Raw genomic sequence first — 16,733 nt, 5'->3', positions numbered from 1 at the left:
TTTTAATGCGGCTCACGCTGAAACCGGCTGATGATCCTGCTGATTAAATCTTTTGTGGCGGAGTCAAAATGCTCTTCTTTTTGGTTTGTCAACAGCCCGACCGGCGGTGAAATCGTTAAGTTATGGATCGGAATGACCTTCGTGCCTCCGATCGGCTCTGAGTGCGCCGTCGCCGTAAAGATCGAGACGCCGATATTTTCCCTGACATAATATTGGTGAGCCAAGCTGCTGGTCAGCTCCATTTTTCGATAGCGGCTGCCGATGGCCCGCTGCAGGTGCTGTTCAATTTGAATCCGGATCGGGCAGTTGGCGGGCGTAAAAATCAGGCATTCATTTTCTAAGTCTTCGAGATTGATACTTGTTTTAGCTGCAAGGGGATGTCTGTCGGACACGATGACATTGAGCGAGTCATGGAAAAACGGATCGAAGTAATTTTCCAGAATCAGCTCCGGCTCGCCGCATACCGCAAAATCAATGGCGCCCTCCAGCAGTTTGCGGCTGCATGTATTGGCATCATCCACGCTGACATTGACCGACATGTCAGGATAATCATCTAAAAACCCCCGCAGCACGGCAGGAAAGATCAGGCTTGCCGTCGGTTCGGATATGCCGATCTGAATAAGGCCGGCCTGCCCCTGTCTGATGTCGGCCAGAGTATGGTCAAGCACCTCATACTGTGCGAGAAGCTGCCCCGCCCGCTCATGAAACAGCCGTCCCGCTCTTGTCAGTTTCAGCTTCTTTCCCCGTTCAAAAAGCTGCGCGCCTACATCCTGCTCTAGCTGTTTAATCCGCATTGAAATCGTCGGCTGTGAATAGTTCAGAATTTCGGCGGCCTTATAAAAGCTGCCTGACTGTACGATGGTATGAAACGTTTTAATGGTGCGTAACTCCAACGAAATCCCCTCCCGGCTGTTCATTAATTTTCTTGAACTTTTCCTTTATTTTTTTTGATTAGTCAAATAAATCAGTTTGCTTTATAGTATAAACAATTAAAGCTTAGTAAACAAATTGGAATTATATATATTTGCGGGGAGAGTGAACGGAATGAGTGAAGACATATTTCGATTGGCTGAGAAAAAGGATGCGCCCGAGTTTTTAGAACTGCTGTACAGCGCGTTTCAGCCGATTCGCAATTTGGAGATTGACTGGCCGTCGGCGCGGGCTGACCTTGATATGGTAACAGAAAATATTGAAAATCATTCAGCCGTTGTGCTGGAACGGGACGGACGGCTTCTTTCAACCATTACGATCCGTTTTCCGTGGGAGAGCGACACGCCTCCGTCAAAATATCCGTTTGTCTGGTGGTTTGCGACGCTTCCTGAGCTGAAGGGGCAGGGCATCGGCAGCAAACTTTTGACTTATGTGGAGGAACACGTGCTGCGGGATACGCTGAAGGCCCCGGCCATCACGCTCGGCACCTCGGCGCGCAAGCATCCCTGGTTATTGGATATGTACAGACGGAGGGGCTATGAAGTGTATTTTGAGCAGGAGAAAGACGGAGACATCGGGGTCATGATGAGAAAGGTGCTCATACCGGAGCGGTTTGACGCGTCGCTGTTAGGCACACCGACCTGGGCGCAATGATGAAAAAGCGGATCAGAGCCGGCTGTCTGCTTCTGCTGCTCGGCGCGCTGGCCGGGTGCGGACAAGGAGAAAGCACGAAAGCGGGGAGCGGCGTGCAGACCGTCATCGTCGGCACGGGAACTGATTTTCCAAACATTGCTTTTATGGATGAAAAAGGCGAACTGACCGGCTATGACATTGAAGTGATGAAAGCCATTGATAAACAGCTGCCGCAATACAAATTTGTCTTTAAGACGATGGATTTTTCGAATCTGCTCACAAGTCTCGGAAACCGGAAAATTGACGTGATCGCACACAATATGGCGAAAAACAAGGAACGGGAGAAACGCTTTTTGTATCACAAAATCCCGTATAACTACTCGCCGATGTACATCACGGTGAAGGCGGATAATGACGCGATACACACGCTCCGGGACTTAAAAGGAAAAACCGTCATCGTCGGCGCGACGTCAAACGCGGCGGATTATATGACGGCATATAACAAAGCCCACGGCAGCCCGATACATTTGAAATACGCCGGGCAGGGCAGCAATGATACAGCGAACCAAATGGAGACAGGACGCGCTGACGCCACCGTATCTACGCCGTTTGCCGTCGATTTTCAAAATAAGACGCACGCGTTCAAACAAAAGACGGTCGGTGATGTGCTGCTGGATACAGAAGTGTATTTTATGTTCAATAAAAACAGCCAAACCCTGGCGGACGATACGGATCGGGCGATTCAAAAGCTGGAGAAGGACGGTACATTGAAAAGGCTGAGTGAAAAATGGCTCGGCGCGGATTATTCAAAATCAAGTTTCACGAAATAATTGAAGCAGAAAACGGGGCGATCACATGAAAATAAAACTGGCGGTCATGTCATTAACAATTGCCGCAATGGCGGCGTTATCAGCCTGCGGCGCTGGCGGGGAGGCGGCATCAGGCAATCAGAAAAATGTGAAGAACATCACGGTCGGCACTGGAACTCAATTTCCGAATATTTGCTTTATCGATGATAAAGGAAAATTGACGGGCTATGATGTTGAGCTGGTGAAAGAGCTTGACAGGCGCCTGCCGGACTATCGTTTCACTTTTAAAATGATGGATTTCTCCAATTTGCTTGTCAGCCTCGGCCAGCATAAAGTCGATATCGTGGCTCATCAAATGGAGAAAAGCGCCGAACGGGAGAAAAAATTTCTGTTCAATCAAGTCGCGTATAACAACTTCCCGCTGAAAATCACGGTGCTCCAAGAGAACGGGAACATTCACGGCATTGAGGATTTGAAAGGGAAGCGTGTCATTACGAGTCCGACGTCAAACGGCGCGCTTGTGCTGAAGAAATGGAATGAAAAACACGGCAGTCCGTTTGAAATCGCCTATGCGGGCCAAGGCTCCAACGATGCGGCCAATCAGCTGAAATCCGGACGCGCCGATGCGACGATTTCCACGCCGTTTGCCGTCGATTTCCAAAACAAAACGAGCGCGGTCAAAGAAAAAACGGTCGGCGGGGTGCTGTCAAATGCCAAAGTGTTCTTTATGTTTAACAAAAATGAGCAAACGCTGAGTGATGACATTGATAAAGCGCTCAAGGAAATCATTGATGACGGCACGCTCAAAAAGCTGAGTGAAAAGTGGCTCGGCGCGGATTATTCAAAGGAGCAATATTAAGTGAAAAAGAGAGGGATCGGCAATGGAAAAAGCGTTTGATATCAGTATGATCGCATCCTTTGTGCCGACATTGCTCGGGTATTTGCCCGTCACGCTGTATATATTGGCGGTGTCTTTGCTGTTCGGCTTTCTATTGGGGCTGCTTTTGGCGCTGCCCCGGATCTATCGCATTCCCGTGCTGAATCAGATCGCGAAGCTGTATATCTCTTTTTTCAGAGGAACGCCCATTATGGTGCAGTTGTTTATTGTATTTTACGGCATTCCGGCGCTCACGGCGCTCGCCGGAATTGACACTTCCAAAATGGACCCTTTGTATGCGGCCATCGCCACGTACGCGCTGAGCAGTGCGGCAAGAGCGGCGGAAATCATCAGGGGAGGTGTGAACAGCGTTGACCGCGGGCAGGCGGAGGCGGCGTTCAGCATCGGGCTGAACGGGGTGCAGACATTCCGGCGCATCATTCTGCCGCAGGCGCTCGTGCAGGCTTTTCCCAACATCGGGAATATGGTGATCGGTTTTTTAAAAGATACGTCACTCGCTTTTTCAATCGGAGTGATGGATATGTCGGGCAGAGGTCAGACATTGATAACGTCGAGCAATCATTCTCTTGAAGTGTATATCTCGCTTTCTGTTTTGTATTACGCAGCCGCCCTTTTATTTGAATGTGTCTTCAGATGGTGTGAAAAACGAATCAAGAAAGATGAGACGCGCCTTGTGACGGTTTTTGACATGAGCGCGCACAGCTGAAAAGGAGGGAGAACATTGGAGCTGGACATTCCGTTTATCGGCACTGCGATAAAACAAATGATGAAAACCGTTCCGCTTACACTGGCAATGACGGTCATTCCGATTATTGCCGGATTTTTCATAGGTCTCGCCAATATCACAGTGCGTATATTCCGCATCAAATGGCTGCTTGCCTGCTCAGCGTTTTACGTGTCTTTTTTTCGAAGCACCCCGGCGATTCTCCATATTATGCTGATTTATTTAGGCGTTCCGCTGATTGCCGATCATTTCAGCCGCGCCTTTCATCTCAGCTGGTCGGCCAATCAGATTCCGGTCGCCGTGTTTGTCATCATGGCACTGTCATTAACGGCAGGCGCCTATATGACGGAAATTCTCCGATCAGGGATCATGGCCGTCGATACGGGGCAGGCGGAGGCGGCTTATTCAATCGGCCTGACGCGGGGCCAGATGATTCGGCGCGTGATTCTGCCGCAGGCGTTCATGATATCACTGCCGAATTTCACCAACATAGGCATTGGTTTTTTGCATACCACTTCAATCGCAGCAATCGTTGCAGTGCCTGAAATTACAGGAACGGCGACGATTGCGGCATCCGATAACTATGCGTTTTTGGAAGCATTTATCGGGGCGGCCGTCATCTATTGGGGATTAACGCTGATTCTCGAGGCCGTAAACACTTTGGCGGAAAAAAGAGCGGCCAGATATCAAGGAGGCGCAGTATGATCGAAATCCGAAACATTCAGAAACATTTTGGCAGTCATCACGTGCTAAAAGGGATCAATTTAAGTGTCCGGAAAGGGGAAGTCGTGACCATCATCGGTCCGAGCGGTTCGGGGAAAACAACGTTTCTGCGCTGCCTTAATTTACTTGAGCGGCCGGATGAGGGCGCCATTTCCGTACATGGTGAAGTCATTAACTGCAAAAAGCCGGCCAAAAAAGACATTCTCAGATTGAGGAAACAGACGGCGATGGTTTTTCAGCAATATCATTTGTTTTCGCATAAAACGGCGATTCAAAATGTCATGGAAGGCCTGACGGTCGCAAGGAAAATGAAAAAGACAGATGCGTACGCCATTGCGGAGCGGGAACTGGCCAAGGTGGGGCTTCAGGATAAATTGCACGCCTATCCGAATCAGCTGTCGGGAGGCCAAAAGCAGCGGGTCGGAATTGCCAGGGCGCTTGCCATTCATCCTGATGTGATGCTGTTTGATGAACCGACCGCAGCCCTCGATCCGGAGCTTGTCGGCGAGGTGCTTGAGGTGATGCTTAACATTGTGCGGACCGGGGCCACCATGATCATTGTTACTCATGAAATGGAATTCGCCAGAAGAGTGTCCGACCAAATTGTGTTTATGGATGAAGGCGCAATCGTGGAACAAGGAACGCCTGAGGAGGTCTTTTACAAGACGAAAAAAGAAAGAACGAAGAAGTTCCTCCGCCGCGTTCTTCCTGATTACGGTTATGACATAAAAGAACACATAAAGGAGCCTGTCGTATGATTCGTTTAAGCATTTTAGACCAAAGTGTCACCGCGGAAAACCAAACCGCAGAAGAAGCTTTGCGGCAAACGGTGAGATTGGCTCAAGAGGCCGAACAATACGGATATGACCGTTTCTGGGCGGCGGAGCATCATAACAATGAAGAGATAGCGGGATCAGCACCGGAAATTGTCCTGGGGTATCTGGCCGCCAGTACGAAAAAAATCCGCCTCGCATCCGGCGGGGTGATGCTGCAGCATTACAGCCCTTATAAAGTGGCGGAGCAGTTCCGGGTTTTGTCCGCCCTTGCCCCCGGCCGTATAGCGCTCGGTGTCGGCAAAGCGCCCGGCGGATTTCAGCTGTCAACCGATGCGCTGCAGCGCGAGCTTATTCAGCCCGCCCGTTTATTTGAAGAAAAGCTTGAGGAGCTGACTCATTTCATCCGCAATGATTTTCCGGACTCGCATCGCTACGCGTCATTGCGGCCGGCTCCGCATACTGAGTATGCGCCTGACATCTTTTTGCTCGGCGGCAGCACAGAAAGCGCGATCACAGCGGCCAAACTCGGCATTTCCTTCGTTTTCGCCTATTTCATAAACGGTGAAGACGCTGCGTTAGAAAAAGCGCGCCAAGCCTTTGACGAACATCTGCCGAAAGGGGCAAAAGCGGAATTCCACCTTGCGCCGATGGTCTTTACCGCGCATACAAAAGCGGAAGCGGAAAAACACGTCGTATCGCGTGAATCGGTCAAAATCATTCTCGAAGACGGCAAAAAGGTGAATGTCGCTTCCCGAAAACAAGCGGATGCGTTTCTTGAACAAGTTACGCAGCCATATAAGCCGATCACACAAAAGACGGGTGTGATTGCCGGGACAAAAGAAGAGACCGCCGCCGAGCTGCGACGATTATCCGTTCAATACAGCATTACCGATTTTGTGATTTTGTCGCCTATCAAAAACGCTGAAGAAAAACGGCTGTCTTATCGGCTGTTAAGCGAAGCGGTGCAGCCGGCCGCACAATTACAGGAGGGATGAACATGAGTCATGAAGCAAATGTAGTGGTTTGGAGCAAAAAGGGCTGTGCGTATTGCGAGGAAGTGAAAGGATATTTGCGGGAAAAGGCCATTGCGTACGAAACAATTGATGTGACGGAGCGGGATGAATTGCGTGACGTGCTTCACACTAAGTACGGCATCCGCCATGTCCCCGTCGTTGAAATCGGCAGCGGTGACAGGCGGGTGTATCAGGCCGTTACTCAAGTCGGCATTGAACACGTAGAACGGGCGCTTGCCGATTACGAGGGAAAAAAGGGGGAGAGAAAATGAGCCGGACGGATCTTATTCAATTCGGAGCCATGATTCACGGTGTCGGCGGTACAACGGACGGGTGGCGTCATCCCGACGTCGATCCGTCAGCAAGCACGAATGCGGCGTTTTACAGGCAAAAAGCGCAGACCGCTGAAAGAGGGCTGTTCAGCTTTGCTTTTATTGCGGACGGCTTGTTCATTTCTGAAAAGTCCATCCCGCATTTCTTAAATCGGTTTGAGCCGATCACCATTTTATCGGCGCTTGCCGCTTCTACAACCCATCTTGGTTTAATCGGTACATTTTCCACATCGTTCACTGAGCCGTTCACCATCGCAAGACAGCTCATGTCTCTTGACCATATCAGCGGCGGCCGGGCGGGCTGGAATCTCGTCACTTCTCCGCAGGCGGGGGCTGCGCGCAATCACAGCAAGGAAAGCCTTCCCGACCACAGCCGGCGTTACGCCATCGCCCAAGAACATGTGGACGTGGTGCGCGGTCTGTGGAATTCCTGGGAAGAAGATGCCTTCGTCCGCAACAAAGAAACCGGACAGTTTTTTGATCCTGACAAACTGCATCGTCTGTATCACAAAGGCGAGTATTTTCAAGTGGAGGGCCCGCTGAATATCGGCCGGTCCAAACAGGGAGAGCCGGTCGTTTTCCAAGCGGGGTCTTCAGAAACCGGCCGGTCGTTTGCCGCGCGGAATGCCGATGCAGTCTTTACGCACTCCAATTCACTTGAGGAAACGAAAGCTTTTTATGATGATGTGAAGAAGCGGGCGGCGGATTATGGCCGGGACGCTTCCAAACTGCGGATCTTTCCGGGAATCAGTCCGATTATAGCCGGCTCACAAGAAGAAGCGGAAGCGAAATATCAGGAATTCGCCGAGCTGATTCCGATAGAGAACGCCGTTAAATATGTGGCCAGATTTTTTGACGATTATGATCTGAGCCGATTTCCATTGGATGAGCCGTTTCCTGATTTGGGCGACGTCGGAAAAAACGCGTTTCAAAGCACGACAGACCGTATCAAAAGAGAGGCGAAAGCCCGGAATCTTACGCTGCGTCAAGTGGCGCGCGAAGCGGCGTTTCCGCGAACCAACTTTATCGGGACACCGGAACGTGTGGCATCATTAATTGAAACATGGTTTCAGCGGGAAGCGGCGGACGGGTTTATCATTCACTCTGACATCCCGGGCATGCTTGAAGCCTTTGTAGATCATGTCATACCGATCCTTCAGGAAAAGGGGCTGTACCGAAAAAGCTATCCGGCGGATACACTGCGGGGGAATCTCGGATTGGATATTCCGGTCTGCAAACCAAATCCGATTTTGAGCAGAAACTAAATGTTTCTGCTTTTTCTGGTGCTTCAAACCCCCGTCATTAAAGCATTTCAAAAAAATATACTGATTTCGAGATATTATTGTTGCTAAAAGATTTTTTTGTAACTATAATTATTACAGAACTGATCAGTATAAAAAAACATTCATATTTCATAATAAATATGTGTGTAATCTGAAAACGAAAGGGCTGTTTACAATGGCAAAAGTACTTTATATCACTGCTCATCCTCATGATGAAAAGACATCTTACAGCATGGCGACAGGAAAAGCGTTTATCGATTCTTATAAAGAATCAAACCCGAATGATGAGGTTGTACATATCGACCTTTACAAAGAAAACATTCCTCATATCGACGCGGATGTATTCAGCGGCTGGGGAAAACTTCAATCCGGCACAGGTTTTGAAGAGCTTTCTGAAAATGAAAAAGCGAAAGTCGGCCGTCTGAACGAGCTGAGCGATCAATTCGCATCTGCTGACAAATACGTATTCGTTACACCGCTTTGGAACTTCTCATTCCCGCCTGTTATGAAAGCGTACCTTGATTCTGTAGCTGTAGCCGGAAAATCATTCAAATATACAGAACAAGGCCCGATCGGTCTGTTGACAGACAAAAAAGCGCTCCACATTCAGGCGCGCGGAGGCTATTACTCTGAAGGCCCGGCGGCTGACATGGAAATGGGCCACCGTTACATCGGCATCATGATGAACTTCTTCGGCGTTCCTTCTTTCGACGGATTAATCGTTGAAGGTCATAATGCTGAACCGAATAAAGCACAGCAAATTAAAGAAGATGCGATTGCCCGCGCGAAAGAAGCCGGAAAATCATTCTAATCTAAAAAAACCTCCCAGCTGATACGGCTGGGGGGTTTTTTATTAAAGTGCGATCGTCCGTTTTTGTTCGCTGCTTTTCATCACCGCTTCAATGACACGGATGACATCGATGCCTTCTTCCGCCGTAACAGGAAGCGGTTTTCCGTTTAAGATGCTGTCTGCCAGCCGTTTGTAGTACGTAAGGTAAGATCCGTTCTCAGAGGGGATTGTTTCTGTATGTCTTTTTTCATCCGCTGCGGTTGTCAGCTCACCGAAGCTGTCAGGGTCATCGGCGCCCCAGTTCTCGTCAATCGGCTTTTGGCCGGCTGAAAGCGCAGCTTCCTGTCCGTCCTTTCCGTATTTGATAAAGCTTGCATTCCGTCCGTGAATCTGATAGCGCGGGCCGCTTGCCGCATTCATGGAGCCGGATTGAAGAATAACCTGAAGTTTGCCGTAATGGAGGGCGGCCAGAAACCAATCGGCCGTTTCACTGTTGTCCCGCTGTTTCATCACATGTGCGGTGACGGATTCCGGCATTCCGAAAAGCAGGAGTGTCTGGTCAATAATATGTGAACCGAGATCATACAGTGTTCCCGTGGCGGGTCCGCTTTTTTCGCGCCATCTTTCTTGTACAACCGGGTTGTATAGATCGTAGTTGACTTGATATGTATGAATGTCTTGAAGCGCCCCGTCCCGAATCAGCTTTTGAATCGTTAAAAAGTCATTGTCCCAGCGCCGGTTGTGATACACGCTCAGCAAGACGCCTTTATTTTCAGCCGTTCTTCTCAGCTCCTCCGCTTCTGCTGAAGTCGCCGTCATCGGCTTTTCCACGACGGTGTGTTTCCCCGCAAGGAGACATTTCATCGCTGATTCATAATGCATTCCGCTCGGTGTCGTAACGATGACGAGATCAATGTCAGGGTCTCCGGTGATGTCTTCAATCGTGCGCACGGCTTCAGCCCCCGGCAGATCACGTTTGACCTCATCCGTTCTGGAGGTCATGACTTTTTTGATCTGATAATCATCAAGGACGTCCAAAAGCGGCGCATGAAAGACTTTCCCCGACAAACCATATCCTAATATGCCAACCTGTATCGTTTTCAATGAACTTCCCCCTCTTGATATGTGATAACAATATATACCCCGCGGGTGTACTGGTAAAACTTGTGTGTTGAAAATTTTTTACACCGGTTTTTCAAGTCTGTATAATGAAGATAACGAAGAAAAAAACGAGGTGGAAAATGGACAAACATACCGAACATCAATCGTTAAATCATAAAAGCGCCAAGGAAAAAGACCAGATTCTGAACCGGCTGAAACGGATTGAAGGCCAAGTCAGGGGCATTCAGAACATGGTGGAAAACGAACGATATTGCGTGGATATTCTCGTGCAGATTTCAGCCGTTCAGGCGGCCATGCAGAAAGTCGCGTTTCATCTGCTGGAAGATCACGCCCATCACTGCGTAGCCGGCGCCATTGAAAGCGGAAACGGGGAGCAGGCGATTGCCGAGCTGCTGGATGTCGTGAAAAAAATCGCGAAATCATGAAATAAAAAGTTTTGAAATACCCTACAGGGGTATGGTAACATGAAGAAGAAAAAACAAGACGTGGAGGGAATCATCATGGAACAAAAAACACTGCAAGTCGAAGGCATGTCCTGTCAGCACTGCGTCAAAGCAGTAGAGACCGGAGTAGGAGAACTGAACGGAGTGACGGCGGTTCAGGTGAAATTGGAAGCCGGACAGGTGGATGTGACGTTTGATGAGAACAAAGTCTCCGTATCAGATATAAAAGACGCGATTGAAGATCAAGGGTATGACGTCGTATAAGGTTTATCGCGCTTCGGGAACGGGCGCGGTTTTCTTTTATGAAAATGATACCCCCTGGGGGTTTGTGAGAAGAGGTGAGGGCATTGAGTGAACCAAAAGAAATGACTATTCAAGTGGGAGGCATGACATGCGCCGCCTGCGCTTCAAGAATTGAAAAAGGACTGAAACGGATGGACGGCGTCAATGACGCTTCCGTCAATCTTGCGCTTGAGACCTCAAATATTTCCTATCAGCCTGACAAAATCGAAGCTGGCGCCATAAAGGATAAAATTGAAAAACTCGGCTATCACGTCGTGACGGAAAAAGCCGATTTTCAGATTGAAGGCATGACGTGTGCCGCCTGCGCCAATCGGATTGAAAAGCGCCTGAACAAAATAGAGGGCGTTGTGAACGCGCCGGTGAATTTCGCCCTTGAAACGGTCTCCGTTGAATACAACCCTAAAGAAGTGACACCGAAAGAACTGAAAGAGACCGTGGCAAAACTCGGCTACCGGTTAGAAGATAAGGAAGCGGACGGCCAAGACGGCGGGTTATCTCAAAAGGAAAAAGAGCAGCGTAAACAGCTGATCAGGCTGATATTTTCTGCCGTTCTCTCCTTTCCGCTTCTATGGTCGATGGTCAGCCATTTTTCTTTTACTTCTTTTATCTGGATGCCGGATATCCTGATGAATCCGTGGCTGCAATTCGCGCTTGCCACCCCGGTGCAGCTCGTCATCGGCTGGCCTTTTTATACGGGAGCGTACAAGGCGCTGAGAAACAAAAGCGCCAATATGGATGTTCTCGTTGCCCTCGGAACGACAGCCGCTTACGCGTACAGCCTGTACATGACGATTGCGTCTCTCGGGCGAAACGGCCATGCCGAGGGGCTTTATTATGAAACGAGCGCCATTTTGCTGACTTTGATTTTGCTTGGAAAGCTTTTAGAGATGAAAGCAAAAGGCCGCTCATCAGAAGCGATTAAAAAGTTAATGAAGCTTCAGGCGAAGACGGCGGCTGTTGAGCGGGAAGGGAAGGTACAGGTGATTCCGATTGACGAGGTCCGGACGGGGGACATCGTATATGTGAAACCGGGAGAACGCGTTCCTGTCGATGGCGAAGTGATTGAAGGCCATTCCGCGATTGATGAATCGATGATTACGGGAGAAAGCATGCCTGCAGATAAGTCTCCGGGGAGCACCGTCACTGGGGCGACGATCAATGCAAACGGCTTTCTCAAAATCAGAGCGGTGAATGTCGGGAAAGATACCGCGCTTGCACACATTATTAAAATCGTGGAAGAAGCCCAAGGATCAAAAGCACCCATTCAGCGGCTCGCGGATCACATTTCAGGCATTTTCGTCCCGATTGTGCTGGGATTGGCCGTGGTGACTTTTCTCATTTGGTATGTATGGGCGTCTCCGGGACAGTTTTCTGAAGCGATCGGCAAATTCATCGCCGTGCTTGTCATTGCCTGTCCGTGCGCACTCGGGCTCGCCACTCCGACGAGCATTATGGCGGGCTCAGGCCGCGCCGCTGAATTCGGCATTCTCTTTAAAGGCGGAGAGCACTTAGAAAAGACCCAGCGTCTGACGACAATCGTACTGGATAAAACCGGAACGGTGACAAACGGCAGACCGGTGCTGACAGACGCCGTACCGGCAGCGGGAATGAACGAAGGGGAGCTCCTGCGGCTGGCGGCCGCCGCTGAAGCGGGATCGGAGCACCCGCTTGGAGAAGCCATCGTTTCAGGAGCCGAAAAACGCGGGATTTCCATTCCGAAACTAACCCGTTTCCAAGCCCGGATCGGTTCCGGAATCTATGCAGAGGCTGACGGGAGAACGATTCTTGCCGGATCAAGACGGCTGATGGAATCGGAACACATTGAGCATAGTGCATTGCTTCCGCACATGACCCGCTTGGAGGCGGAAGGAAAAACGGTGATGCTCATTGCGGCAGACGGCAAAGTGGCGGGGCTTATCGCAGTCGCCGATACGATCAAAGAAACATCTCAGGCTGCGGTGAAACGCCTGAAGGATATGGGCCTTGACGTCATCATGATGACCGGTGACAACCAAAAGACGGCGGAAGCCATTGCTAAAGCCGCAGGCATCAGCAGCGTGATTGCCGAAGTGCTTCCCGAACAAAAGGCAGCGGAGATTTCCCGGCTGCAAAAAGAAGGCCGGCGCGTGGCAATGGTCGGCGACGGCATCAATGATGCTCCGGCGCTGGCTGTGGCCGATATCGGGATGGCCATCGGCACCGGCACCGATATCGCAATGGAAGCAGCGGACATTACGCTGATCCGCGGAGACCTGAACGGCATTGCCGACGCCATCGGCATGAGCAGGCTGACTATGAGAAACATCAAGCAGAATTTAGGATGGGCATTGGGCTACAACATCATAGGCATTCCGATTGCGGCAGCCGGCTTTCTGGCTCCGTGGGTGGCAGGCGCCGCCATGGCGTTCAGCTCGGTATCGGTCGTCCTTAATGCTTTGCGTTTACAGAAGGTGAAAAAAGACAAAATCGGCTGATGCCGGTTTTGTCTTTTTTATTGACACTTTATTCAAAACTTGCATATAATATAGAAAACAACTATATGAACATATGCTCATATATATAATTTCGTTTAGCTGCATTGATATTATGGGAATCCTATTACGGAAAGTAGGGTGAGTCGAAAATGAAAGCGGCAAAAGGTGAATTTGTGTTAGACGGACTTGATTGCAGCAACTGTGCAAAAAAAATAGAAAACGGCGTAAAAGCCATTGACGGCATCGACGGCTGTGCTGTCAATTTTGCGGCAAGCACCATTACGGTTTCGGCCGGGGGCAAAGATGAGCAATGGATGAAAGATGAAGTTGCAAAAAAAGTAAAGTCCATTGATCCTCATGTGACCGTCCGTTCGAAACATGAAGACAAACCCGGAGAGGATGAATACCGCAAAAAGCTGCAGCTGATGTTAGTGAGATTGGCGGCGGGTGCCGTTTTGGCCGTCATCGCTTACTTCGCGCACACAGGCGCCGTCCTTGAGTTTCTGCTCTTTTTTGCTTCATATTTGATCATCGGCGGCGATATCGTAGCCAGAGCGGGAAAAAATATTGTCCGCGGCCAGGTATTTGATGAGCATTTTCTGATGGCGCTTGCGACAATCGGCGCATTTATCATTCATCAGTATCCGGAAGGCGTCGCAGTCATGCTGTTCTACCAAATCGGTGAATTGTTTCAGGGAGCGGCCGTCAGCCGATCCAGAAAATCGATCAGCGCGTTATTGGACATCCGTCCTGAGTACGCCAATGTGAAAACGGAAAACGGTATGGCTGCCGTTCCGCCGCAGGACGTCAAAGTCGGACAGGTCATCGTCGTGAATCCCGGAGAACGGATTCCGCTGGACGGAAAGGTGCTGAGCGGTTCCTCGATGGTTGATACATCCGCTTTAACGGGCGAATCCGTGCCGAGAAAAGCGGAGCCGGGGCAAGATGTGATGGCCGGATTTATGAACCAGAACGGCGTGCTTCATATTGAAACCTCTAAAGGATATGAAGACTCCGCCGTATCAAAAATATTGGATCTGGTCGAAAATGCGGCCGGACGTAAAGCGAAAACGGAAAACTTTATTACGAAGTTTGCCAAGTACTATACACCGGCCGTTGTCATTGTTGCGGTGCTTCTCGCCTTTTTACCGCCGCTTCTCGTGCCGTCAGCCGCGTTGTCCGACTGGGTGTACCGGGCGCTGATTTTCCTTGTGATTTCTTGTCCGTGCGCACTCGTCGTCTCCATTCCGCTCGGGTTTTTCGGCGGTATTGGAGCCGCGTCTAAAGCAGGGGTGCTCGTGAAAGGCAGCAACTATTTAGAAGCGCTCAATCAGGTGGCATACGCCGTGTTTGATAAAACGGGAACCTTAACGAAAGGCAATTTCGCCGTTACTGATATCAAACCGGCGGCAGGATTTACGCAAGACAGCCTGCTTCATGCGGCTGCGCTTGCCGAAGTCCATTCCAATCATCCGATAGCTTCATCCATCCGTGAGGCTTACAATCAACCGCTCGCGGATGAGGAGATTGAAGAATATGAAGAAATACCCGGACACGGCATTCGGGTGAAAACCGGCGGATCAACGATTTTGGCCGGAAATCCAAAACTGATGGCAAAAGAACAAATCGCTTTCGGCACAGCTGAAAATAACGGAACCGTCGTCTATGTCGCCGTTGATCAGCAGTATGCGGGGGCGATCGTGATCGCCGACGAAATCAAAGAGGACGCCAAACAGGCCATTGCCCGTTTAAAAGCGCTCGGCGTCAAACGGACAGTGATGCTGACGGGTGATTCAAAGCAGACCGGTGAAGCGGTCGGCCGCGAGCTCGGTATTGATGACGTGTATACAGAACTGCTGCCGGGTGACAAAGTAGACCGAGTCGAAGAACTCGAAGCGGCGCTTGCACCGAATGAAAAACTGATGTTTGTCGGTGACGGGATTAACGATACGCCTGTGCTTGCCAGAGCTGACATCGGAGCTGCCATGGGGGCTCTCGGTTCTGATGCCGCCGTCGAAGCGGCCGATGTCGTCCTGATGACAGACCAGCCGTCAAAAGCAGCCGAAGCCATCCGGATTGCACGCCGCACACGCCGGATCGTCTGGCAGAACATTGGATTTGCTTTAGGCGTGAAAATCATTTTTCTCCTGCTTGGCGCATTCGGATTCGCCACCATGTGGGAAGCGGTTTTTTCAGATGTAGGTGTTACGCTGATCGCCGTTGCCAACGCAATGCGCGTTATGAGAGTGAAAGCGGAATAATTGTCAAAGATAATTCGTTTTTCAGGGTTTTCTTAAACAAGGTTGTCTTGGTAAAATAGAGAAGCGGGCCATCCGGCATCCGCTTCTTTTTTATTTTAAAAACAATGAGGTGTCTGAGTGAAAAAGAAACAATCGTCTGCGAAATTTGCGGTGATTCTGACGTTAATCGTTGTCGTTTTATTTGCGGCCATCGTAATTATTAACAACCAAACGGAAAAAGCGGGCGAAACAGCCGCCGAACAGCCTTCCATTAAAGGACAGCCCGTGCTCGGCAAAGAGAGCGCGCCTGTGACGGTAGTTGAATTCGGAGATTACAAATGTCCGTCATGCAAAGTATTTAACAGCGATATCTTTCCGAAAATCAAAAAAGATTTTATCGATAAAGGCGACGTGAAATTTTCATTTGTGAACGTCATGTTCCACGGAACCGGCTCGCGTCTGGCGGCACTTGCTTCAGAAGAGGTGTGGAAGGAAGACCCGGCATCATTCTGGGCTTTCCATGAAAAGCTGTTTGAAGAGCAGCCGTCAAGCGAACAGGAATGGGTCACGCCTGCATTGCTTGAAAAGACGGTCAAAAGCACCGCGAAAAAGGTTGATCCTGACAAGCTGAAGGAAAACCTTGATAAAGAAACCTTCGCAACAGAGCTGAAAGCTGACACTGACCTGAATGATAAATTAAATATCACGGCGACACCGACGATTTACGTAAATGACAAAGTGATTAAAGACTTCGCTAATTATGAGGAGATTTCAAAAACGATTAAGAAAGAGCTGAAAAATGAAAAATAGAATCGTATTTTTATATGCTTCTTGGGTAATAGCTCTTGTTGCCATGCTCGGCAGCCTATATTTCAGCGAGATCAGAAAATTCATACCGTGCGAGCTGTGCTGGTATCAAAGAATTCTCATGTACCCGCTTGTCCTGATTTTAGGAATCGCCACCTTTCAGGGTGACACGCGCGTGAAAAAATATGTGCTCCCGATGGCCGTCATCGGTGCGTTTATATCGATCATGCATTACCTTGAGCAGAAGGTGCCCGGTTTCAGCGGCATCAAGCCATGCGTCTACGGCGTGCCTTGCTCATCTGAATATATTAACTGGTTCGGTTTTATTACCATTCCATTCTTAGCATTGACGGCATTTATTCTCATTATTGTCTGCATGTGTTTTGTCAAAGCGGAACGCACGGCAAAATAAAGAGCCTGCTCCATGGGAGCG

At 49.7% G+C, this 16,733-nt stretch carries 18 protein-coding genes; 16 read left to right on the top strand and 2 right to left on the bottom strand.

What is annotated here, in order from left to right; all coding sequences use genetic code 11:
- Window positions 1-2: 2 nt before the first annotated feature.
- Window positions 3-893, bottom strand: coding sequence for a LysR family transcriptional regulator (locus AD710_RS04430; protein ID WP_049627375.1), 891 nt, complete (start codon window positions 891-893; stop codon window positions 3-5).
- A gap of 151 nt (window positions 894-1,044) precedes the next feature.
- On the opposite strand from AD710_RS04430, the gene AD710_RS04425 reads away from it, so the two are divergent.
- The 10 genes from AD710_RS04425 to azoRB all read left to right on the top strand — a co-directional run bounded on the left by AD710_RS04425 (window position 1,045) and on the right by azoRB (window position 8,932).
- On the top strand, window positions 1,045-1,584 hold the full coding sequence (locus AD710_RS04425; RefSeq protein ID WP_013353621.1) for a GNAT family N-acetyltransferase: 540 nt from the start codon (window positions 1,045-1,047) through the stop codon (window positions 1,582-1,584).
- Window positions 1,581-2,393: an amino acid ABC transporter substrate-binding protein gene (locus AD710_RS04420; RefSeq protein WP_442853071.1), complete on the top strand. Its 813-nt coding sequence runs from the start codon at window positions 1,581-1,583 to the stop codon at window positions 2,391-2,393. The genes AD710_RS04425 and AD710_RS04420 overlap by 4 nt, the downstream gene beginning before the upstream one ends.
- Window positions 2,394-2,418: 25 nt before the next feature.
- Complete coding sequence (locus AD710_RS04415) at window positions 2,419-3,231, top strand: amino acid ABC transporter substrate-binding protein (protein WP_049627373.1); 813 nt, start codon at window positions 2,419-2,421, stop codon at window positions 3,229-3,231.
- A gap of 22 nt (window positions 3,232-3,253) precedes the next feature.
- On the top strand, window positions 3,254-3,976 hold the full coding sequence (locus AD710_RS04410; protein ID WP_016937921.1) for an amino acid ABC transporter permease: 723 nt from the start codon (window positions 3,254-3,256) through the stop codon (window positions 3,974-3,976).
- A 15-nt stretch (window positions 3,977-3,991) separates the two neighbouring features.
- A complete protein-coding gene (locus AD710_RS04405) occupies window positions 3,992-4,699 on the top strand; it encodes an amino acid ABC transporter permease (RefSeq protein ID WP_049627372.1) in 708 nt (235 codons plus the stop codon).
- Window positions 4,696-5,475, top strand: a complete 780-nt coding sequence (locus AD710_RS04400; protein ID WP_016937923.1) for an amino acid ABC transporter ATP-binding protein — start codon at window positions 4,696-4,698, stop codon at window positions 5,473-5,475. Before AD710_RS04405 ends, AD710_RS04400 begins: the two co-directional genes overlap by 4 nt.
- Window positions 5,472-6,488, top strand: a complete 1,017-nt coding sequence (locus tag AD710_RS04395) for an LLM class flavin-dependent oxidoreductase (RefSeq protein WP_049627371.1) — start codon at window positions 5,472-5,474, stop codon at window positions 6,486-6,488. Before AD710_RS04400 ends, AD710_RS04395 begins: the two co-directional genes overlap by 4 nt.
- Before the next feature lie 2 nt (window positions 6,489-6,490).
- Window positions 6,491-6,778, top strand: a complete 288-nt coding sequence (locus tag AD710_RS04390) for a glutaredoxin family protein (RefSeq protein WP_045925956.1) — start codon at window positions 6,491-6,493, stop codon at window positions 6,776-6,778.
- Window positions 6,775-8,103: an LLM class flavin-dependent oxidoreductase gene (locus AD710_RS04385; protein ID WP_049627370.1), complete on the top strand. Its 1,329-nt coding sequence runs from the start codon at window positions 6,775-6,777 to the stop codon at window positions 8,101-8,103. Before AD710_RS04390 ends, AD710_RS04385 begins: the two co-directional genes overlap by 4 nt.
- Before the next feature lie 193 nt (window positions 8,104-8,296).
- The gene (azoRB, locus tag AD710_RS04380) at window positions 8,297-8,932 is read left to right on the top strand and encodes an FMN-dependent NADH-azoreductase AzoRB (protein ID WP_003151719.1); all 636 of its coding nucleotides are present in this window, start codon (window positions 8,297-8,299) and stop codon (window positions 8,930-8,932) included.
- A 42-nt stretch (window positions 8,933-8,974) separates the two neighbouring features.
- Here the strand turns inward: azoRB and AD710_RS04375 are convergent, their stop codons facing one another.
- Window positions 8,975-10,015 (bottom strand): oxidoreductase, encoded by a 1,041-nt coding sequence (locus AD710_RS04375; RefSeq protein WP_049627369.1) that lies wholly within the window; start codon window positions 10,013-10,015, stop codon window positions 8,975-8,977.
- 137 nt (window positions 10,016-10,152) lie between these two features.
- Here AD710_RS04375 and csoR point away from each other — a divergent pair, with 137 nt between their 5' ends.
- From csoR to AD710_RS04345, 6 genes are all read left to right on the top strand, one after another.
- Window positions 10,153-10,458, top strand: coding sequence for a copper-sensing transcriptional repressor CsoR (gene csoR, locus AD710_RS04370; protein WP_013353610.1), 306 nt, complete (start codon window positions 10,153-10,155; stop codon window positions 10,456-10,458).
- A 75-nt stretch (window positions 10,459-10,533) separates the two neighbouring features.
- Entirely contained in the window at window positions 10,534-10,740 is a 207-nt protein-coding gene (copZ, locus tag AD710_RS04365) for a copper chaperone CopZ (RefSeq protein ID WP_015240581.1), read from the top strand.
- An 83-nt stretch (window positions 10,741-10,823) separates the two neighbouring features.
- Window positions 10,824-13,253, top strand: a complete 2,430-nt coding sequence (locus tag AD710_RS04360) for a heavy metal translocating P-type ATPase (RefSeq protein WP_049627368.1) — start codon at window positions 10,824-10,826, stop codon at window positions 13,251-13,253.
- 149 nt (window positions 13,254-13,402) lie between these two features.
- A complete protein-coding gene (locus AD710_RS04355) occupies window positions 13,403-15,514 on the top strand; it encodes a heavy metal translocating P-type ATPase (RefSeq protein ID WP_049627367.1) in 2,112 nt (703 codons plus the stop codon).
- Window positions 15,515-15,631: 117 nt separating this feature from the next.
- Complete coding sequence (locus tag AD710_RS04350; protein WP_049627366.1) at window positions 15,632-16,303, top strand: disulfide bond formation protein BdbD; 672 nt, start codon at window positions 15,632-15,634, stop codon at window positions 16,301-16,303.
- Window positions 16,293-16,712, top strand: a complete 420-nt coding sequence (locus AD710_RS04345) for a disulfide oxidoreductase (RefSeq protein ID WP_013353605.1) — start codon at window positions 16,293-16,295, stop codon at window positions 16,710-16,712. Before AD710_RS04350 ends, AD710_RS04345 begins: the two co-directional genes overlap by 11 nt.
- The last annotated feature ends 21 nt before the right edge of the window (window positions 16,713-16,733 follow it).

The organism is Bacillus sp. JFL15 (assembly GCF_001184225.1).
In the GTDB taxonomy this organism is placed as follows: Bacteria; Bacillota; Bacilli; order Bacillales; family Bacillaceae; genus Bacillus; species Bacillus siamensis.
Note: the sequence above shows the minus strand (reverse complement) of the source record. Positions and strands in the feature narration are given on the sequence as shown.

What these genes read in the sequence shown, in the direction of transcription:
- AD710_RS04395 (WP_049627371.1), top strand. Translation starts at nt 5,472, where the DNA reads ATGATTCGTTTAAGCATTTTAGACCAAAGTGTCACCGCGGAAAACCAA.
- AD710_RS04345 (WP_013353605.1), top strand. Translation starts at nt 16,293, where the DNA reads ATGAAAAATAGAATCGTATTTTTATATGCTTCTTGGGTAATAGCTCTT.
- AD710_RS04415 (WP_049627373.1), top strand. Translation starts at nt 2,419, where the DNA reads ATGAAAATAAAACTGGCGGTCATGTCATTAACAATTGCCGCAATGGCG.
- AD710_RS04355 (WP_049627367.1), top strand. Translation starts at nt 13,403, where the DNA reads ATGAAAGCGGCAAAAGGTGAATTTGTGTTAGACGGACTTGATTGCAGC.
- AD710_RS04385 (WP_049627370.1), top strand. Translation starts at nt 6,775, where the DNA reads ATGAGCCGGACGGATCTTATTCAATTCGGAGCCATGATTCACGGTGTC.
- AD710_RS04425 (WP_013353621.1), top strand. Translation starts at nt 1,045, where the DNA reads ATGAGTGAAGACATATTTCGATTGGCTGAGAAAAAGGATGCGCCCGAG.
- AD710_RS04390 (WP_045925956.1), top strand. Translation starts at nt 6,491, where the DNA reads ATGAGTCATGAAGCAAATGTAGTGGTTTGGAGCAAAAAGGGCTGTGCG.
- copZ (WP_015240581.1), top strand. Translation starts at nt 10,534, where the DNA reads ATGGAACAAAAAACACTGCAAGTCGAAGGCATGTCCTGTCAGCACTGC.
- azoRB (WP_003151719.1), top strand. Translation starts at nt 8,297, where the DNA reads ATGGCAAAAGTACTTTATATCACTGCTCATCCTCATGATGAAAAGACA.
- AD710_RS04400 (WP_016937923.1), top strand. Translation starts at nt 4,696, where the DNA reads ATGATCGAAATCCGAAACATTCAGAAACATTTTGGCAGTCATCACGTG.
- AD710_RS04420 (WP_442853071.1), top strand. Translation starts at nt 1,581, where the DNA reads ATGATGAAAAAGCGGATCAGAGCCGGCTGTCTGCTTCTGCTGCTCGGC.
- AD710_RS04410 (WP_016937921.1), top strand. Translation starts at nt 3,254, where the DNA reads ATGGAAAAAGCGTTTGATATCAGTATGATCGCATCCTTTGTGCCGACA.
- csoR (WP_013353610.1), top strand. Translation starts at nt 10,153, where the DNA reads ATGGACAAACATACCGAACATCAATCGTTAAATCATAAAAGCGCCAAG.